A 16,829-nucleotide genomic window follows, 5' to 3' on the forward strand; every position below is an offset into this window, starting at 1 on the left:
CTAAAATCCTTTGCCATAGGTCTAGGGAAGATGCTGCATCGCCTCCAATACGCGAATACACTCTTGTTCTGCCTCTATGGTTTGGTTGATCCCCTTCAAGGTGGTTGGGCTATATCCCTCAGGTTGTGCCAGCAATGCCTGTAGGCGAGCGACACTGGCATAGTTGCAACTTCTCGGAAGCAGGTAGCGGGTATATTGCTGCATAAAGGCTTGGCTGTTGCGTTTATCCAGCTGCGTCAGTTCATCGAGACGTTGCTCGGCGCTCGCCTGACTCAAGGCTTTCTGTTCGCTGGGGTAGAGCTGACGCATCACGAGCGTCAGTTTTTCCAGTAATTGTGGATCACTCTCTTGAGTGTGAGACTGTACTCGTTCAAACCACTGACGCTTCTCTTTGGCGCTGGGTCTGGCGACCAGAGCGCTCAGCGCAGCCTGTTGGGCGAGTTTGGAGTCGTCGGCCTGTTTTTCCCGCTGCACCAGTCGCTCGGCACCTGGGTAATCATAACGATTGAGGTGGATCAGCATCTGCCAGCGACGCTCTGGCGTAAGCGTGATACCACTTAATTGCGCTTTGCCATCGAGCAGCGCCGCCAGATGCCGTTTGGCCTGGTGACTGACGGCAAAGTGCAGATAGTTGTCAAACCACAGAGATTGCACTTCAGGCTGAGCTTTGTTGCTGATAGTCAGTCGCAGGCTCATCTGGGCAATGGCATTGAGAGCCTGCCGGCTATAGCGTTGCTGATTAGGGCTCATCTGTTCCAGCATCGCCTTGGCCTGACGCAGCAGCTCTTGAGCGCTCTCAAGCACCTGAGGCTCGGACTCAGCGGGCAGGTTGATCAGGCTGCTGCCGATAAAGCGGTTAAGGGGCAGCTCGCCCGCAAGGACTGACTCCCATAAGGTTTGCCAAAGCATGAGACGCAGCTCAGGCTCTTCGAGGCTACTCAGGTGCAGCAGAGCCGTTTCCAGAGAGGTGTCATCGAGCTTGACCCTGACATAGGCCTTATTCTGATAGTTACTAAACACCAGATCCGGGCAGCGCACGCCATTAAGATGCTTCACCGTCGTGTGCTCACCCTGATAGGTTACCTCGGACACCAGATTCTTATGCAGTGCATGGCGCCCCAGGGTAAATAAGCCTAGCTTGACTCTATTAGATGCTGCGCCGCCATTTAGCTGGTGGAGATCAAAATGGCTAATGCGTCCCCCCTCGCAGCTGAAACGGGTTGTTAGGCGAGTGACACCAGCGCGCATAAAAGCTTCTTGTCCCCACTGGCTGAGTGGCTGATTGGTGACAGTCTCCAGGCTCAAAAGAAAGTCGTTCAAATCGGCATTTTGCAGGGGATAGGTCTTAAGGTAGTGAGCTATTCCTTGGTAAAAATGGGATTCGCCCAACATAAATTTAAGCTGGCTAAGCTGAGCGATTGCCTTATTTAGATTTGGCACTGTATTGGCATCAAATAGCTCCAGGCTATTGGCGACCTGCCGTGCTATTTGAGGCGCGCTGCGGCTGTAGTTATCCAGGGCTAAGCTGGCCTCTATTGGCTTATCGATAAGCTGAGTCTCGGCATCATCGGCGACAAGATGCGCCAGGCTCTGATTTAGCCAGAATTGATCCCACCACTTTAGGGTGACCAGATTTCCCAGCCACTGCTCGGCCAGAGCTTGTCGAAGTAAACGGCCCGGAACGGTTGCCGAAAAGCTTGCCAGATTAAAACTTGTTTGCCCCATACTAGCGCGAAAGTCAGAGGGCAGATGGGGGACTATGGCCTGGGTATAATGGCCAAAGGGATAGGGGGTCGCCAGACGCTGTTCATAGTAGCTCATGGCCTGAGCGGTTTGCGTTAACCAAGTATTCGCTTCTATCTGTGAGGCGACAGATTGAGGTGCCAGTAGCTGTAAGGTGATGCCATCTTTATCTTGCTGCCAGCTTTGGTAGGGACCCGCCAGTAGTGAGAAGTTATGAGGGCTGACCGGCAAACTGGGGTTAAATTGCCATAGCGTATTATCGCCCTGGGCCTGGCTGTTTTGCAGCGTTGCAGCACTAGCGAGTTGCCACTCTTTAGGGGCGAGTACACTGAGCTGGTAGCTGGCTCTAAGGTCCGGTTGATCGAACTGAGGCATCATGGTTTGCGCGCTCGATGGCAGAAAGTGCGAATAGAGATAGCGCTGACCATCGACGGGATCTTGGTATTGGATCAAGCCCTGATCGCCCTGGCTATAGGCCTTGCGAAAGTGCAGGCTGATCAGGTTGTTGCCGCTACGCAGTAACGTCGCAGGGATCAGGATTCGGCTGCCGTCATAATTGGGGTAAAGCTTCTGAGCGTTGATCACCAGATTGCTGATCTGTGCCTGCTTGAAGTCTAGCCTTAATGCCTGCTGGTTATCCGTAAGCCTAAACTGGATCTGAGTTTCGCCTGTTAATTGCCTGTCATTGGTGACATCCAGATGGAGTTGGTAACTTACCTCGCTGACCCGATTCGCTCGCTGCTGGGCAATAGTGGCGCTGATACCGTCCTGATTGGTCGAGGGCTGCTTAGGGGCGGGGGCCGTGCTCTGGCATGCGCTAATCAAAAGAGTGGTAAGGCTAATAGCGCAAAGCGAAAACAGTTTCAAAATGGGTCCTTGTTAGCTGACTGATGGGCGTAAGGCTTAGGTATTAAGGCTTAGGCATTAAAGCTTATCCATTAAGACTTAGTTATTAAGGCTTAGTTATTAAGGCTAAGCTGGCGATGTTTAGCTGTGCCAATAGCGGCCTCATTCTACATGACTCTTTGGCCGCGCAGTAGAATTTATCGGCAGAAATTGTGTGATGTTTTTCAGGGTAGAAGCCAGCCTGAGCAAGAGAACGCCATAAAAAAACCAGCACTAGGCTGGTTTTTATTGGCTCATTCGACAAGGTTCACTTACATGCCGAGGAAAGACTTAGATTTGGTCTTACGGATCTCTTTTTCGTCAGACCATTCGATCAGACCCGTTTCCAGATCCATTAGACGCATGGTCATCTTGTAATAGACATCTGTGGTGCTGCCATCTTGCTTGACGATGCTCGATAGATTGCCGTAAAGCATAAACTGGGCGCCAATTTGACGGCCGAAGTTGATGGCGGTCGATGGGTCTACCATGCCTGAATTGTTTTGGTAATCCAGTTGCTTGCGAACTGCGTCGACCTTAGTCATGTCGATAAAACGGAACTTGCCCGAGCGTAACAGCTTATTGCTGATAGAGTCTGTTACCGATTCGGTATCGATATGCTCCGAGGTCTTGTTCTTGATCTTGTCGACAAAGATGATTGGACGATCTTTGGCTGTCATGGCAACCACGGGTGGGAAACTCAGCATGCTGTCGACCATCTTGGCGGTGATCGCCTGCAGATCGGTAGAACCGAAGTTTTCATTGACGGTTTCGACTTCAGTTGCATCACCGTACTGGACCTTAGATTGACAGCCTGCCAGGCCGATAGCCACTGCAATGATAAAAATGAGGTTGAATTTTTTCATAAAAATACCGATTCCTTTATCTAGATTAGATGATTATTGAATAAAAACGGGTGAAATTACCAGTATCAATTATCCAAATTAATGTGGTTTTATCGCTTTTTACGTCAATCGTTTGCATTTGAGACTGCCCTAAGCGGATCTCATATTGACCGGCATCCAGATAACGCCTGGCCAGTTGTGCCTGCCTTGGCAGAGTCAACCAGCTACGCCTGTCGGCTTGCTCTGTGACCACGTTAAAGATCTGCATGGCAATGGCACCGGCATCTAACTCGTCCCGGCGCCGCTTAGATTCACTTCGTACACTGCGCGCCATCTCTGCCTTAGCGTATACCCTGGCCGCTTGTCGTATTAAGGCGCTGGGCAGTTCCTCTTTAAGTGCCGTGATGGCTAAGGCATCTATATTGGCGAGTGGCGCCGCGCGCAGCACAGTGCCAAACCCGGTTATCTCCGCGGCACTCGTCGCCGCGCGCTGTGGAGGGTAGGTGGCTAGCGAAGCCGTTTGCCAGTTATCATCAATTCGAAAAGGTACGGTAAAGCTTTGCTTCTCTGGGACAAAGCCTCTCTCGACCAAAACGACAACCTGTCCCTGGCTTGGCTTGGCGAGCAGCGCATCGCCCCAACGGCGCTTAAACTCCTCATACTGTGGCATGGCCAGTTTTTTGGCGAGGCGCACCAAATCTTGCTGCAGATAAGGGTTGTCAGGAGCTATTTGAGCGGCCTTACGATAATCGATAAAGGCATCGTTTTCTTCCCCCAATAGCTCATGTAGCAGACCCGTGGTGTAGTAACTATAGGCGTTTAAGAAAGAGCTTGTAGTGGTTCCGGCCGCTTGGCCAAGTCGATTAACCTCGGCGTCTATGGTGCCGTTGGCCATCGCCTGTACCGACGCTTGAGACTTTTGGTATCTGGCCTGCTCGCTTTGTTGTAGCTCATTACTGCGCCTGACTTCCACCAGAGCCCCTTGACTGTCCCCGCTAAAGAGGTAGTTGAGGGCCTGATATTGGTGCAACATAATGCGCTCATAGCCCGGACCACGGTAGGGGATCACATTGTCGTTGATGAACAAGCTGCTGGCCTTTGCTCCCAGATCGGATGCGCTGAGCACTGCCTGTTGATCAAATTTTTCATAGGCTTTTGCCGCCTGTTGATAGTAGCTCTTACTGGCTTCAAAGTCGCCGCTGATCTGTGCGATTCGCCCCGCCTCCTGGGCATATAAGAGTCCATCCTGGCCCGTGATGGCATCGTCGAGCTGATGGTAAAGCCCGGGTGATGCTTGTCTGCCGAGTTCTGCCTTGATGGGGGCTAGTTGTGAAGGGTAGCTAATGAAAATACTGTTAAAGGCGCAGCCCGATAGACAGAGTGAGACTAGGGCGGTGAGCAGCGGCGCTGTATAACCCTTGATGGCTCTGACAAATACGTTGGGCTGACTTGGCATATAGATTCAAATCCTTTATGAGCGGTTTTCCATCTTGGAGCATGACGCTTTCAGGTGCGCCGATGGCCGCCGCACACCTTAGTAGTGTGGTGGCGGTGTCTCTTCTGCTTGACTGGCAATGTTGCTGGGTTCCACCTGTGACAGCTTGCTGGTCAGTAAACGTAATTTTTCCTGCTGCTCGGCAAGAAGATCGTTGAGTCTGATCACCTGCTGATTCAGTGACTCTATGGTGTCGTCCTGAAAAGCCAGTTTCATCTCGAGATCTTCGATTCTTTGTTCTAGTTGCACCAAATGTTCCTTTATTGCTGTGGCATGGGCCAAGTCTCTAGCAAACCGTTGCTGGCGAAGCTGATGATCTGCCCATTGGGGGTTTCTGCCACTGAGTATACAACGGCGCCCTTGATTTGCGCACGTTCGGTGCGGGTAACTTGCCAGTTTGCGAGCATTTTTCCATCGGTGACCCGCCAAACGTTCACTTCTCGAGCCGGGGTGCCTGTGAGAAGGGTGAGATTATTATTGGTAAAGCGTGCGGTGGAAAAGTTCATTGTGCGCCGCTTTATTTTCAGTTGTGAGACGGCGTCGCCGCTTTGGGTCTGCCATATCTTGGCCTGATCTGTACTGTCGGCGGCAAAGGCCAGACTCGCATCTTGGCTTAGACTGACCTGAAGCACACGGCTGGGGAGCTGCCACTGACGCTGCGGCTGGCCGGTATTCGCTTGCCAGAGAACCACTTGGTTATCATTTCCGCCAGACAATGCCCAGCGACCATCGGCCGAGAGAGCCACGCTGTTTACTTTCTCACTATGGCCGAGGAATTTAATCAAGGTGTTGGTTTGATGATTGAGTGACATTACGCTGCCGTCGGTGAGGCCGATTAGCAAGGTGCCATTGTTGGCAAGTGCCAGGGTTTGTCCTGTGGCAGGTAGTGACCACCATCCCAAGGGCTGGCCATCCTCCATGTTCCACAGGGCAACTGAGTCACGGCTGAGCGAGGCGGCATATTTTAGGTTATCCGATAGAGCGGTATCTATGGCTGTGCCCCCTTGACCACCATGTAGCCATTGGTATTTCAGCGTCTGTGTTTGCAGATCCCAGAGTTGTAGATTGTTACTGGTGGTGCTGACCAGCAGATAGCTGGCATTGGGCGAGAGGCTGGCATCATAGCTGGGCTCGGCGATGATACTGTTGACCTGAGGCTTTGGCTGGCAGGCACTCAGCAGGAGTGTACAAGCTATCAGTGTACAAAAATGCAGCAAGCTGGATTTGCTCATGAACTTGTTCCTGGTTTAGTAGTCTCTAGCTCAAGCGCTATTACATGTGCTGGCCAAAATACCCCGCCAGCCTTCTAGATGAAACTTCATCAATGTAATTGGTATATGTTAATTAACTAGTATAAAGTGGTTCGTCTTAGAAGAGTAAGGTTATTGTAACCACAAGAAAATGCTGAGGAAGCTTTAATGAAGTCGATTTATAAAATGTCACTGGTCGCGTTGGCGGTGGTTGGTCTAACTGCTTGTAATCAAGAACAAAAAACAACAAAACCGGCAGAAGTCAAACTCGAGACTCAGGCGCAGAAGCAAGCCTATAGTGTCGGCGCGTCTATTGGTAAATATATGTCAGGCCATATTAAAGAGCAGGAAGAGTTGGGTCTGCCTGTGGATCGTAGCCTGATCATTCAAGGTTTTAGCAACGGTTTGAACGATGAGCTTAAGCTTACCGAAGAAGAGATGCAGACAGTACTGCAAGGTCTTGACGAGCAGCTTAATGAGAAGCGTCAGGCACAAGCGACTGCATTGGCTGAAAAAGCCCAGGCAGAAAGCGCTGCTTTCCTAGAAGCCAACAAGGCGAAAGAAGGTGTGGTGACAACTGAATCTGGTCTGCAGTATGAAGTGATCACTGAAGGAACGGGCGATAAGCCAGCGGCAGAAGACACAGTTGAAGTACACTATGTGGGTACGCTGATCGATGGCACTGAATTTGACAGTTCAATCGCTCGTGGTCAGAGCGCTAAGTTCCCGCTAAACCGCGTTATCCCAGGTTGGACCGAAGGCGTGCAGCTGATGCCAGTGGGTGCTAAGTACCGCTTCGTTATCCCTTCAGAGCTGGCCTATGGTAACCGTGATACCGGTAGCATTCCTGCCAACTCGACACTGATCTTTGAAGTGGAACTACTTTCTATCGAGAAGGCGGTACCAGCTGAAGAAGCGGCCAAATAAGCTTGGTTTAGCTAATTAAAGGGCGCTACGGCGCCCTTTTTTTATGCCTGCGCGTTAGCGTCAGTGGCAGATCAATTTATCGGCGTTTACCCTGTGCTCGAGCGGATATTCCTGCAATTGTCTTTTTCTTAGTTTAAAATTTGCAGAGCATTATTTGGGAAGACAGTTTATGGAATATGAATTTCGCCGCAATACATTAACCGGAACCTTGGTAGCCCAATTCACCATGGATCACGAGATAATGGGGCTTTGGTTTGTCGATGAGTTGGGCGAAGACAAGACTTTAATCGGCCAGGTGCAAGAGGCGATAGCGGCATTGCAGCAGGGTAAGATTAGAGAGCAGCGTTTTATTGGCCAAGCAGTGTCCATTGAACTGGATGAAGAGCAGGTAAGAGTGTTTGCCAACGTGCTCGAGACGGAGGACGACACCCTGCTGGATGAGTCTATGTCTCTGTATGATGGAGAGTCTCAGGCCTATTGCGGCTTGGAAGATTTTGAGGCGGCGCTTAATAGTTGGCAAGCCTTTATCGATGAGAGTCGATAATTTATTGGTCAGATCTAAAAAGGCAGCCTTAGGCTGCCTTTTTTATAAACTCGCGCAAGGTCAAGTTTATTGGTTTAAGTAACGTACCGCCATTTCGGTGCGCGACTTGGCATTTGCTTTACGCAGCAGGTTTTTGACATGGACTTTAACCGTGCCTTCACTGATATGTAGCTGCTCAGAGATCACCCGGTTGCTCTTGCCTTCGGCCAACTGCTCGAGGATCTGTAACTCTCTTGGCGTCAGGTTAGCTATCCAGTCCTGCTCGTCCGCGCCATCTTTAAGTTCGTAGATAAACTCCTCAACCGAATCAGAGATCACTCGGTGACCCTGCATGGCATTTTTGAGTTTCTCCAATAGCAGATCCGGCTCAGTATCTTTGAGTAGGTAACCATCGGCACCGGCTCTCACGAGGCGGATAACGTCCTGCTTCGCATCAGATACCGTAAGGATCACTATGCGGCTGGTCACTCCTTCCTGACGCAAAGCGTTCAGGGTATCTAGCCCTGTCATCCCTTTCATGTTGAGGTCTAACAGTACGATATCCGGTTCGTTTTCGGCAATTGCCGACAGGGCATCTAGGCCGCTGCCTGCTTCACCAAAGAGGGTGAAGTCTGAATCAGAGGTGATAAGTTGACAGATCCCACGACGTAACAGGGGATGATCGTCCACAACCAAAACTGAATAGGGTTTGCCCATTTGTATAGCCTCCACTGAGGTCTGTTTTGTTTAACAATTAGTATCTTATATCGTCAGTATCCCTACTGACTAGGCTCTTTTTCAGGTGGGAAGATTAAGGTCACCGTCGTTCCCCCCTGTTCATTGCTGCTGAAGTCTACCACACCTGAGAGGCGACTTGCGCGTTCATGCATGATTCCTATGCCAAAATGTTGATCTCTTTCTTTTAGCTTCTCTAAGCCTACCCCGTCATCACTGATACTGATCTTGACGTTGTTGCCGCTGCGAGTGCAGGAGATATGAATGTGATCAGCCTGAGCATGCTTGATGGCATTGAGGGTAGCTTCTCGGGTGAGCTGCAGGACATGTATATGTTGATGTGCACCCAAAAGTTGTATGGGTAGCTTGTCCTCCAGGGTTATCTTGGCGGTGGTTTGTCCCCTGAGCTGATCCAGCATCATCTCAATGGCATGATTGAGGTTAGGATCCTTAATGGTGAGCCTGAAGGTGGACAGGAGCTCCCTTAACTGAACATAAGCGGTATTAACCCCTTCGTTGATCTCTTTGAGCTGTTCCTCTACTTGAGGACTGCGGCATTGATTATCGAGTCCCTTGGAGAGCAGGTTGACCTGAATTTTAAGAAAGGACAGTAACTGACCCAGAGAATCGTGTAGCTCGCGAGCGATCACGCCACGCTCCTCCATCAAGGCCAATTGCTGGCGTTGTTCACCCGAGTTATGGATGACGATAGAGCGGGCCAACATGATGGCGAAGTTTTTAAAGAGCGGATGATTGATCTCCCCAAGCGAAGTGACCTCCAAATAGCCCAGTTCGTTGTCGGCAAATTTTAGCGGGAAACGTGTTTGACTGCGCGAGGCTACTGGCCAGCCGCCATCGGCATCAATATAGAGTTTCTCTTTGTCATCTTGAGCGATCACGAGACGCAAGAAGCTGTTGGGCTCGTGCGCTCGCAATTGATTCAGCGCCTGTTTAAGGGTGCTGAGCTCCAGTTTTCCGGAGTGCAGCATCACCAAGTTGTCATAAAGCAGTGTTAATTCATTATTGGCGCGCGTCAGTGCAAAGGTCTTCTCTTTGACCTGGTTTTCCAAGTTGTTATACAGAGTTGATAGCTCTTTAGCACTGCTGGCCAGGGCATTGCTGAGGGAGCTGAGCTCGATATATTCACTATCAGGCATGGTGACATCAAACTCCCCCTTAGAGATGGTGTTAGCTGACTCCATCAGCTGATTTAGGGGGGTTACCACCTTACGCTTTGTAAAGCGTACCGCAAAGAAAGCGATTAATAACATGAGTCCCAGGCCTGAGATCTGGCTGGCCGCCAGTAACTTGAGTTTGAAGGCGGCGAACTCTTCGGTTTCCAATACGAACAGATCTATGGTGTCGACAAAATCTTTAAGCGCCGAGACGTAGAGGCGGCTGTTTTCCTCTTCAATATACTGTTTCATCATCTGCCATTTCTCGATTACTAGCAGGTATTGAGAGGAGAGATCATCCGGTGTCATCCAGTCCAGGGAGCGTTTTAAGGCATCTGAGTGCAGGGTGGCTTCAAATTCTTTGATTTTCTCGTCTGCCTCTTCACTGCCGGAGTTGGCATAGAACATCAGGCGGTAGCTTTGCATTCGCAGAGAGCCGGAAGCGTTGATGGCTCTGGCATCCCCGAGACTATATGCCAAATTGGCTATGGCGAATGTGGCGAGTCCACTGGAAAGTAAAATTAGGGTTAACATTAACCTTAATATTGTGGAGGTGAGACTGCCTTTCTTCATGTATTAGAACTCATTAAATTATAGAGAGAAATCGGAACTTTGGACTATGTTACTTGTTTAGCAGTCGCTGATAAAATTAACAAAGTGGTAAAAATGTGACCAACAACACATTCACACTATGATCTGCCTCAAGTTTTACCCCGGATACCCCATAAGGGGTATATTTTTAACAAGCTTAAGGGACTAACTTTGGCCTTGGAGATGTTGTGGTTATAAAGACTACTATAAAAAGTAACACGGAGATGAGATGGTGAGAACATTAACGACTAAAACCTTTGCACTAAGTGCTTTGGTCGCTGCTAGCCTAATGGCTACTGGCGCAATGGCAAGTGAAAAAACTGAGCCCCGCAATGAAGTTTATAAAGATAAGTTTTCTAAGCAGTACAACAGCTGGCATGACACTGCTGAAAGCAAAGAAATTGTAGATATGCTTGAAGATGTACCTAGCCTGGTTGTGTTATGGGCAGGTTATGGCTTCGCGAAAGATTATAATGCGCCTCGTGGTCATATGTATGCAGTGACTGACGTACGTAACACGCTTCGTACCGGTGCACCAAAGTCTGCTGAAGATGGCCCAATGCCAATGGCATGTTGGTCTTGTAAGAGCCCTGATGTGCCTCGCGTTATTGAAGAGCAGGGCGAAGATGGCTACTTCACAGGTAAGTGGTACAAAGGCGGTGCTGAAATCGTTAACACTATCGGTTGTTCAGATTGCCACGAGAAAGGTTCTTCTAAACTACGTATGTCTCGTCCATTTGCCGACCGCGCAATGGCAACATTAGGCACACCATTTGATAAAGCGTCTAAGAAAGACAAGCAGTCAATGGTTTGTGGTCAGTGTCACGTAGAATACTACTTCGAGAAGACTAAAGATCGTAAAGGCTTTGTGAAGTTCCCATGGGATATGGGTACAACTGTTGAGCAGATGGAAGTCTACTACGACAACATGGAGTTCGCAGATTGGACTCATGCCGTGTCTAAGACACCTATGCTGAAAGCACAGCACCCAGGTTATGAAACTTGGCAGCTAGGCGTACACGGTAAGAACAACGTTAGCTGTACTGACTGCCATATGCCTAAAGTGACTAACGCTGAAGGCCGTAAGTTTACCGACCACAAGGTGGGTAACCCATTCGATCGCTTCGAAGAAACCTGTGCGACTTGTCACTCTCAAAGCAAAGAGTTCATGGTTAACTTAACTAAAGAGCGTAAAGTTAAAGTTGCTGACCTTAAAGCACGTGCTGAGTCTCAGTTAGTTAAAGCGCACTTTGAAGCTAAAGCGGCTTGGGACGCTGGCGCAACTGAAGCTGAAATGAAGCCTATCTTAATGGATATCCGTCATTCACAGTGGCGCTGGGATTATGCTACTGCCTCTCACGGTGTAGCGGCTCACGCGGCTGACGAAGCACTGCGCATACTCGGTACTGCAGTAGATAAAGCGGGTGATGCACGTATCAAGCTTGCTCAACTGCTAGCGAAGAAAGGTGTTCAGCAACCAATCGCTATCCCTGATGTTTCAACTAAGGCTAAGGCACAAGCAGCTCTTGGTATGGACATGAAGAAGATGAATGCCGATAAGGAAGAGTTCAAGAAGAATGTACTTCCTAAGTGGGATGCTGAAGCTAAGAAGCGCGAAGCAACTTACTAATACATCCCCCCTGCATAGTAAAAGCCCCGGTTATCCGGGGCTTTTTTATATCGTTGCTACTTTATCATCTTGAGCAGAGCCTTGAACCTGTCGCCACAGGCATGGGCTTGCAGTTCAAACAATAGTGATTCGCTATTGGTCAGCAATGCACCGTGCTGCGTCATCATCTCACAGCCTAATTGCTTATTGGTTTGTGTTCTGGATGAAACCGCGTCGGTTACCAGGTGCACTTCGTATTGATTATCCAGCAGATCCCGGCAGGTCTGATAGACACAGATATGGGTCTCAATACCTGTAAGCAATACCTTGGGTCTGCCATATTGGTGTAGGGCTTGCCTGAAAGGCTCTGCATGCCAGCCGCTAAAATGCTCTTTTGCGATAGGCTGATAGTGAGGTGTTAATAAATTCGCTAATTCAGGACTAGTGGCACCGAGTTTATCCGGAATCTGTTCCAGCCAGATGATAGGGATCTCGAACAGTTCGGCGGCCTTGATAAGGGTAGTGAGTTTAGCCTCTAGCTCATTGGCCTCATGCATCATGGTGGCCAGTTTTCCCTGTACATCCACAATGATCAGAACACATTCCTGTGGTTTTAACATAATGCTCTCCTCGGCTGATGGGTACTCAATCATACCTGCATATTGCGCCGAACCAATCCGTCATAAGTCGAATACCTGATTGCGCTATTTTTGTGCGCCGCATGCATGCCTGCACCCTATTGGTGCATTTATATGCAAGTTGTTTGGGTGAAATGTTTATAACTACATGAATGTTATGGTTTTGTAATTGTGGCCTAATGATTGAATTGTCTTTGGCATCAGCAAGATTATTAGGATGAGTCGGAGGCGGTAATGAAATTAATCAGCGCAATAATTAAGCCATTTAAACTCGATGATGTGCGAGAAGCCATTGCAGGGTTGGGTATAGAAGGCATGACGGTGACAGAAGTAAAAGGTTTCGGTCGTCAAAAAGGTCATACAGAGTTGTATCGAGGTGCCGAATATCAGGTGGATTTTCTGCCTAAGGTGAAACTTGATATTGCGACCAAGGCTGAAAATGTCGATCACCTTATCGAGTCAATCGTCGCGGCAGCGCGTACTGGCAAGATAGGTGATGGCAAGATTTTCGTGACGGATCTCGATCAGGTGATCCGTATCCGTACCGGCGAACTCGATAACGAAGCACTTTAAGGGGGATATCCAATGGAAGAGTTAACGGCACTAGGTGCGACTGTATCTGAGTTGAGATTCGCGCTCGATACCTTTTATTTCTTGATTTCTGGCGCTTTGGTGATGTGGATGGCTGCTGGGTTTGCCATGCTGGAAGCCGGCCTGGTGCGCTCTAAAAACACCACAGAAATCCTAACCAAGAACGTTTGTCTCTATTCGATCGCCTGCATCATGTATCTCGGGGTGGGCTATAACATCATGTATGTGGATAACGCTGAAGGTGGCTGGTTACCCTCGTTTGCCAGTTTAATTGGTTCACAGGCCAGTGATGCTGACCATGCGTTAGAGTCGGATTTCTTCTTCCAGGTCGTTTTTGTGGCGACTGCCATGTCTATCGTCTCGGGAGCCGTTGCCGAGCGTATGAAGTTGTGGGCATTTCTCATCTTCTCAGTGGTTATGACTGGGGTTATCTATCCTGTCGAAGGTTACTGGACTTGGGGCGGCGGCTTCCTCTCGGAAGCTGGATTTGTCGACTTTGCCGGTAGTGGTATTGTTCACATGGCCGGTGCCGCTGCGGCTATCTCAGGTGTGTTGTTGCTGGGTGCTCGTAAAGGTAAGTATGGTCCTAACGGGCAGGTCAATCCGATTCCTGGCTCTAACCTGCCGATGGCGACCTTGGGTATGTTTATTTTGTGGATGGGTTGGTTCGGGTTTAACGGTGGATCGCAGTTACTGGTGTCAGATGCCGAGAATGCCTCTGCTGTGGCGAAGATCTTTGTTAACACTAACTCTGCCGCCGCCTTCGGTGCAGTGTCAGCCCTAATAGTCTGTAAGATGGTGTGGGGCAAGGCTGATTTGACCATGATATTAAACGGCGCATTGGCTGGCCTGGTAGCGATAACCGCAGATCCCTTATCACCGTCATTGCCGTTGGCTGGCGTGATCGGCATGGTTGCTGGTGGCTTGGTTGTCTTCTCTATCGTGATGTTTGACCGAGTGAAAATTGATGATCCTGTTGGCGCCATTTCGGTGCACGGTGTGGCAGGTCTGTTTGGTCTGGTGTTGGTGCCGCTCTCAAACGCCGATGCCACCTTATTGGGACAGCTCTATGGCGCAGGGGTGATATTTGCTTGGGTATTTAGTGCATCGTTTGTCGTCTGGTATCTGCTGAAAGTGACCATGGGCATCCGCGTCACAGAAGAGGAAGAGTACAATGGAATGGACGCTTCTGATTGTGGTATCGACGCTTACCCTGAATTTGTATCGCTAAAAAGCGCCAGCTAATACCTAATCCTGATAGGCGTAAATAGAAAACAGGGCCCTGCCACATGGTATGGGCCCTGCTTTTTGTATTATGCTAGTTCAACGTTAGCTTGGTTAGAGGGCGCGACAATGAGAGTCTGGTTAGGTGTGCTGTTGATGGCAGTAATTGTGGGTGAGTTACAGGCGGGGCAGGTGGTGGTGCGCAAATCGAGTGAACCTTTCGATGCGTTTGCCGTGCGTGATCAGGTGCAGCGAGATTTTGAGTGGCGCGAATCGCTGCGCTTACAGCAGCAAATCCAGATCTTACAAAGCCTGCCTCTTGGTTGTGCGCTGTTTAAGCATCCCTATGCCTATTATCGGTGCGGTGCGAGTTTCTATCGCCCCTATCTGTATCAGACTGACAATAATCCAGGTCAGCAGCTCTATATTCAGATCGATCCTCCTTCGTCCAAATGATTGTTAATATTTTGTAACGCTTTGCAGGGGCAAAACCCAAAAGGCTACTTTATGATAGATCTTAGGGTGCCATCATAAGCGTAGGTTAAAGATGAGAAGGCTAATTGAGTGTCAATGCGCTATGTTACTGTTATTGCTAATAGTCAGCGGTTGTGCCAGCGGCCCAGGTAAGGAGACCATCGCGAATATAGAGCAATACTTTGTCGATAATGAATTTGCAGAGGTATCGGTTGAAGTGACTCCTGATGAGCTGTTTGCCTTGCCTCCTCAGGTGGAAGTGGATCTTCGACAAGAGTATAAGCGCAGTCGTATGGCGCGAGACTATATTGCCGCTAACCTTTGGCTAGCCAATTACATTAATGCCGACAATGGCGGCTTTAAGTACCAAGACAACCTTACCAAAACTCCGATGGATACTTTCAATGCCCGCGCCGGGAACTGTTTGTCTTTGGTGCTATTGAGTGCCTCGCTCGCAGACGCCCTGGGGGTCGATGTGGAGTTTCAAGAGGTCGATGTTCCGCCAGTATGGGATAAGGCGGGGGATTTCTACTTGGTGAATGGCCATATTAACCTGCGTCTCATACCGCGAGAGAGCAGTGAGACCTTTCTTGCGGACAAGAATGCACTTCAGATCGATTTCCTGCCGGAGCGCAGCATGCGAGGTTATGCCAAGCGACGTATCGACAGAACCACTGTGATGGCGATGTTTTATAACAATGTGGCTGCAGAGTCTTTGGTTGAGGGTAAATATGATTTGTCTTACGCCTATTTGAAACAAAGTCTGCAATTGAAAGCCGATTTTATCCCGGCGTTGAACACCTTGGCGATTCTTTATCGTTATAAAGGCTTGGATGAGAAGGCTGAGGTTCTCTATAAGTTGGCACTGTCGCAAAATAGCGAAGATATGAATGCGCTGTTTAATTATGGTGTGCTGCTCGCCAGTCAAAATCGGCTCGAGGAGTGGGCTGAGGTGCATAAAACGCTGGAGTTGGTCAGGATACGTAACCCTTATTACTACTATGATATGGCTCAGCAAGCCTATTCAGATCATGAATACCAAACCGCATTGACCTGGTATAAGCGTGCTGTAGAAAAGGCCGATTATCGGCATGAGTTCTACTTTGGATTATCTCGCGCTTATTGGGCTATGGGAGACGAGCGCCGGGCCAAGTTGAATATGCAAAAGGCGCTCTCACTGTCGGTTGATGAATATAACCAGAAACGTTACCAGGCTAAGTTGCAGGCGATGCAATCTCATCACGGGATGCATTAATCCTGCTGGGGCAGTTTGCCTGCATCACTCGCTATATTAATCCGTTAGCCACCTGGGGCAAGCTTTCCTGTCGATTCCTCTTGCTCCAGTTGTGCAATGCCTAAATCTATTTTTTCTGCCAAGCTTTTGTCGTGACAGGCTATTTTACGTGGTGCTTGGGAAAATAGTGGGTGTTCTCGAGTGGCTAGGCCAGTATCAAGTTTAAATTTGAGTTGATTACGATAGTAGTCAAATATGCGCCTTTCTAAAATAATCGCATCGACCCGTCCTGAGAAGAGCATCATCACCTGGCTTCGCTGACTATTTGACTCCCCATACTTTGGATTGCCTTTCGCCATGTCATAAAATGCACTGCCCAAATATTGTGTTGCATTTTGGAACCCCATTACCGAGAGGCTTGCCAGATCGTTAACGTTTTCAATCACTATAGCCTTGCTCGCTAAGGTAAATACACTATTTTGATAGCTGATCAGGCTGCGAGTGTAATAGAGGTCGTTGAGATTGTCCGGTGCGTTAATGAGGCAATCGACGTTTTTACTCAATACCTGACGAATTGCCCGTTTATTGGGTGATAAATAGATGTGATCTATCGACATGTGTTGTTTTGCCAGGGCGGCTGTCAGCCTGTCATATTGAATGCCACTTTGGCCGTTGGCAAAGAAATAGGGGGGGATAGTGTTGCTGACGGCAAAAGTGCGTTTGTCGATAGTATGATTGCCTAAAGCTTTGACAGAAAATAGCATAAAACAGCTTAGTAACAGCAACCTTCTCATTCGTATTTTTCATCCCCTTTACTCAATCGCGTTGGCGTTAGCCTATCTATTCGAGTGAGTTGTCTTAGTGTGTTTTAGCTTGATGAATACCTACTA

At 49.0% G+C, this 16,829-nt stretch carries 16 protein-coding genes; 7 read left to right on the forward strand and 9 right to left on the reverse strand.

Annotated elements, in window-relative coordinates; all coding sequences use genetic code 11:
* Positions 1-21: 21 nt before the first annotated feature.
* From NY07_RS03270 to NY07_RS03290, 5 genes are all read right to left on the reverse strand, one after another.
* On the reverse strand, positions 22-2,610 hold the full coding sequence (locus NY07_RS03270) for an ERAP1-like C-terminal domain-containing protein (RefSeq protein ID WP_052125463.1): 2,589 nt from the start codon (positions 2,608-2,610) through the stop codon (positions 22-24).
* Between the two features lie 290 nt (positions 2,611-2,900).
* On the reverse strand, positions 2,901-3,494 hold the full coding sequence (gene lpoB / locus NY07_RS03275; RefSeq protein ID WP_033537925.1) for a penicillin-binding protein activator LpoB: 594 nt from the start codon (positions 3,492-3,494) through the stop codon (positions 2,901-2,903).
* 25 nt (positions 3,495-3,519) lie between these two features.
* On the reverse strand, positions 3,520-4,929 hold the full coding sequence (locus tag NY07_RS03280) for a COG3014 family protein (RefSeq protein WP_052125464.1): 1,410 nt from the start codon (positions 4,927-4,929) through the stop codon (positions 3,520-3,522).
* Between the two features lie 78 nt (positions 4,930-5,007).
* Complete coding sequence (locus NY07_RS03285; protein WP_033537926.1) at positions 5,008-5,220, reverse strand: SlyX family protein; 213 nt, start codon at positions 5,218-5,220, stop codon at positions 5,008-5,010.
* Between the two features lie 8 nt (positions 5,221-5,228).
* A complete protein-coding gene (locus NY07_RS03290) occupies positions 5,229-6,200 on the reverse strand; it encodes a WD40 repeat domain-containing protein (protein ID WP_033537927.1) in 972 nt (323 codons plus the stop codon).
* A 186-nt stretch (positions 6,201-6,386) separates the two neighbouring features.
* Between NY07_RS03290 and fkpA the strand changes: the two genes are divergently transcribed.
* Together fkpA and NY07_RS03300 are read left to right on the forward strand one after the other, a co-directional pair.
* Positions 6,387-7,145, forward strand: coding sequence for an FKBP-type peptidyl-prolyl cis-trans isomerase (fkpA, locus tag NY07_RS03295; RefSeq protein WP_033537928.1), 759 nt, complete (start codon positions 6,387-6,389; stop codon positions 7,143-7,145).
* A gap of 169 nt (positions 7,146-7,314) precedes the next feature.
* Positions 7,315-7,689, forward strand: a complete 375-nt coding sequence (locus tag NY07_RS03300) for a YacL family protein (protein WP_033537929.1) — start codon at positions 7,315-7,317, stop codon at positions 7,687-7,689.
* Between the two features lie 66 nt (positions 7,690-7,755).
* Here the strand turns inward: NY07_RS03300 and NY07_RS03305 are convergent, their stop codons facing one another.
* Positions 7,756-8,385 carry a response regulator gene (locus tag NY07_RS03305; protein WP_033537930.1) on the reverse strand — a complete coding sequence of 210 codons (630 nt, stop codon included), beginning with the start codon at positions 8,383-8,385 and terminating at the stop codon, positions 7,756-7,758.
* 62 nt (positions 8,386-8,447) lie between these two features.
* A complete protein-coding gene (gene narQ, locus NY07_RS03310; RefSeq protein WP_033537931.1) occupies positions 8,448-10,151 on the reverse strand; it encodes a nitrate/nitrite two-component system sensor histidine kinase NarQ in 1,704 nt (567 codons plus the stop codon).
* A 247-nt stretch (positions 10,152-10,398) separates the two neighbouring features.
* Between narQ and nrfA the strand changes: the two genes are divergently transcribed.
* The gene (gene nrfA, locus NY07_RS03315) at positions 10,399-11,799 is read left to right on the forward strand and encodes an ammonia-forming nitrite reductase cytochrome c552 subunit (RefSeq protein WP_033537932.1); all 1,401 of its coding nucleotides are present in this window, start codon (positions 10,399-10,401) and stop codon (positions 11,797-11,799) included.
* Positions 11,800-11,855: 56 nt separating this feature from the next.
* Here nrfA and NY07_RS03320 read toward each other — a convergent pair whose 3' ends face one another.
* Positions 11,856-12,398 (reverse strand): hydrolase, encoded by a 543-nt coding sequence (locus NY07_RS03320; protein WP_033537933.1) that lies wholly within the window; start codon positions 12,396-12,398, stop codon positions 11,856-11,858.
* Between the two features lie 252 nt (positions 12,399-12,650).
* Here NY07_RS03320 and NY07_RS03325 point away from each other — a divergent pair, with 252 nt between their 5' ends.
* The 4 genes from NY07_RS03325 (at position 12,651) to NY07_RS03340 (ending at position 15,960) form a co-directional block, all read left to right on the forward strand.
* Positions 12,651-12,989, forward strand: a complete 339-nt coding sequence (locus tag NY07_RS03325; protein WP_033537934.1) for a P-II family nitrogen regulator — start codon at positions 12,651-12,653, stop codon at positions 12,987-12,989.
* Between the two features lie 12 nt (positions 12,990-13,001).
* Positions 13,002-14,252, forward strand: coding sequence for an ammonium transporter (locus tag NY07_RS03330; protein ID WP_033537935.1), 1,251 nt, complete (start codon positions 13,002-13,004; stop codon positions 14,250-14,252).
* A 108-nt stretch (positions 14,253-14,360) separates the two neighbouring features.
* Positions 14,361-14,687 (forward strand): hypothetical protein, encoded by a 327-nt coding sequence (locus tag NY07_RS03335; protein WP_033537936.1) that lies wholly within the window; start codon positions 14,361-14,363, stop codon positions 14,685-14,687.
* 91 nt (positions 14,688-14,778) lie between these two features.
* A complete protein-coding gene (locus NY07_RS03340; protein WP_052125465.1) occupies positions 14,779-15,960 on the forward strand; it encodes a tetratricopeptide repeat protein in 1,182 nt (393 codons plus the stop codon).
* Positions 15,961-16,004: 44 nt separating this feature from the next.
* Here the strand turns inward: NY07_RS03340 and NY07_RS03345 are convergent, their stop codons facing one another.
* Positions 16,005-16,703 (reverse strand): substrate-binding periplasmic protein, encoded by a 699-nt coding sequence (locus NY07_RS03345; protein WP_052125466.1) that lies wholly within the window; start codon positions 16,701-16,703, stop codon positions 16,005-16,007.
* Positions 16,704-16,829 lie beyond the last annotated feature (126 nt).

Source organism: Shewanella sp. ECSMB14101, assembly GCF_000773485.1.
Classification (GTDB): Bacteria; Pseudomonadota; Gammaproteobacteria; order Enterobacterales; family Shewanellaceae; genus Shewanella; species Shewanella marisflavi.

What these genes read in the sequence shown, in the direction of transcription:
- NY07_RS03320 (WP_033537933.1), bottom strand. Translation starts at nt 12,398, where the DNA reads ATGTTAAAACCACAGGAATGTGTTCTGATCATTGTGGATGTACAGGGA.
- NY07_RS03280 (WP_052125464.1), bottom strand. Translation starts at nt 4,929, where the DNA reads ATGCCAAGTCAGCCCAACGTATTTGTCAGAGCCATCAAGGGTTATACA.
- NY07_RS03305 (WP_033537930.1), bottom strand. Translation starts at nt 8,385, where the DNA reads ATGGGCAAACCCTATTCAGTTTTGGTTGTGGACGATCATCCCCTGTTA.
- NY07_RS03300 (WP_033537929.1), top strand. Translation starts at nt 7,315, where the DNA reads ATGGAATATGAATTTCGCCGCAATACATTAACCGGAACCTTGGTAGCC.
- NY07_RS03335 (WP_033537936.1), top strand. Translation starts at nt 14,361, where the DNA reads ATGAGAGTCTGGTTAGGTGTGCTGTTGATGGCAGTAATTGTGGGTGAG.
- fkpA (WP_033537928.1), top strand. Translation starts at nt 6,387, where the DNA reads ATGAAGTCGATTTATAAAATGTCACTGGTCGCGTTGGCGGTGGTTGGT.
- lpoB (WP_033537925.1), bottom strand. Translation starts at nt 3,494, where the DNA reads ATGAAAAAATTCAACCTCATTTTTATCATTGCAGTGGCTATCGGCCTG.
- nrfA (WP_033537932.1), top strand. Translation starts at nt 10,399, where the DNA reads ATGGTGAGAACATTAACGACTAAAACCTTTGCACTAAGTGCTTTGGTC.
- NY07_RS03345 (WP_052125466.1), bottom strand. Translation starts at nt 16,703, where the DNA reads ATGCTATTTTCTGTCAAAGCTTTAGGCAATCATACTATCGACAAACGC.
- NY07_RS03325 (WP_033537934.1), top strand. Translation starts at nt 12,651, where the DNA reads ATGAAATTAATCAGCGCAATAATTAAGCCATTTAAACTCGATGATGTG.
- NY07_RS03330 (WP_033537935.1), top strand. Translation starts at nt 13,002, where the DNA reads ATGGAAGAGTTAACGGCACTAGGTGCGACTGTATCTGAGTTGAGATTC.
- narQ (WP_033537931.1), bottom strand. Translation starts at nt 10,151, where the DNA reads ATGAAGAAAGGCAGTCTCACCTCCACAATATTAAGGTTAATGTTAACC.
- NY07_RS03340 (WP_052125465.1), top strand. Translation starts at nt 14,779, where the DNA reads ATGAGAAGGCTAATTGAGTGTCAATGCGCTATGTTACTGTTATTGCTA.
- NY07_RS03290 (WP_033537927.1), bottom strand. Translation starts at nt 6,200, where the DNA reads ATGAGCAAATCCAGCTTGCTGCATTTTTGTACACTGATAGCTTGTACA.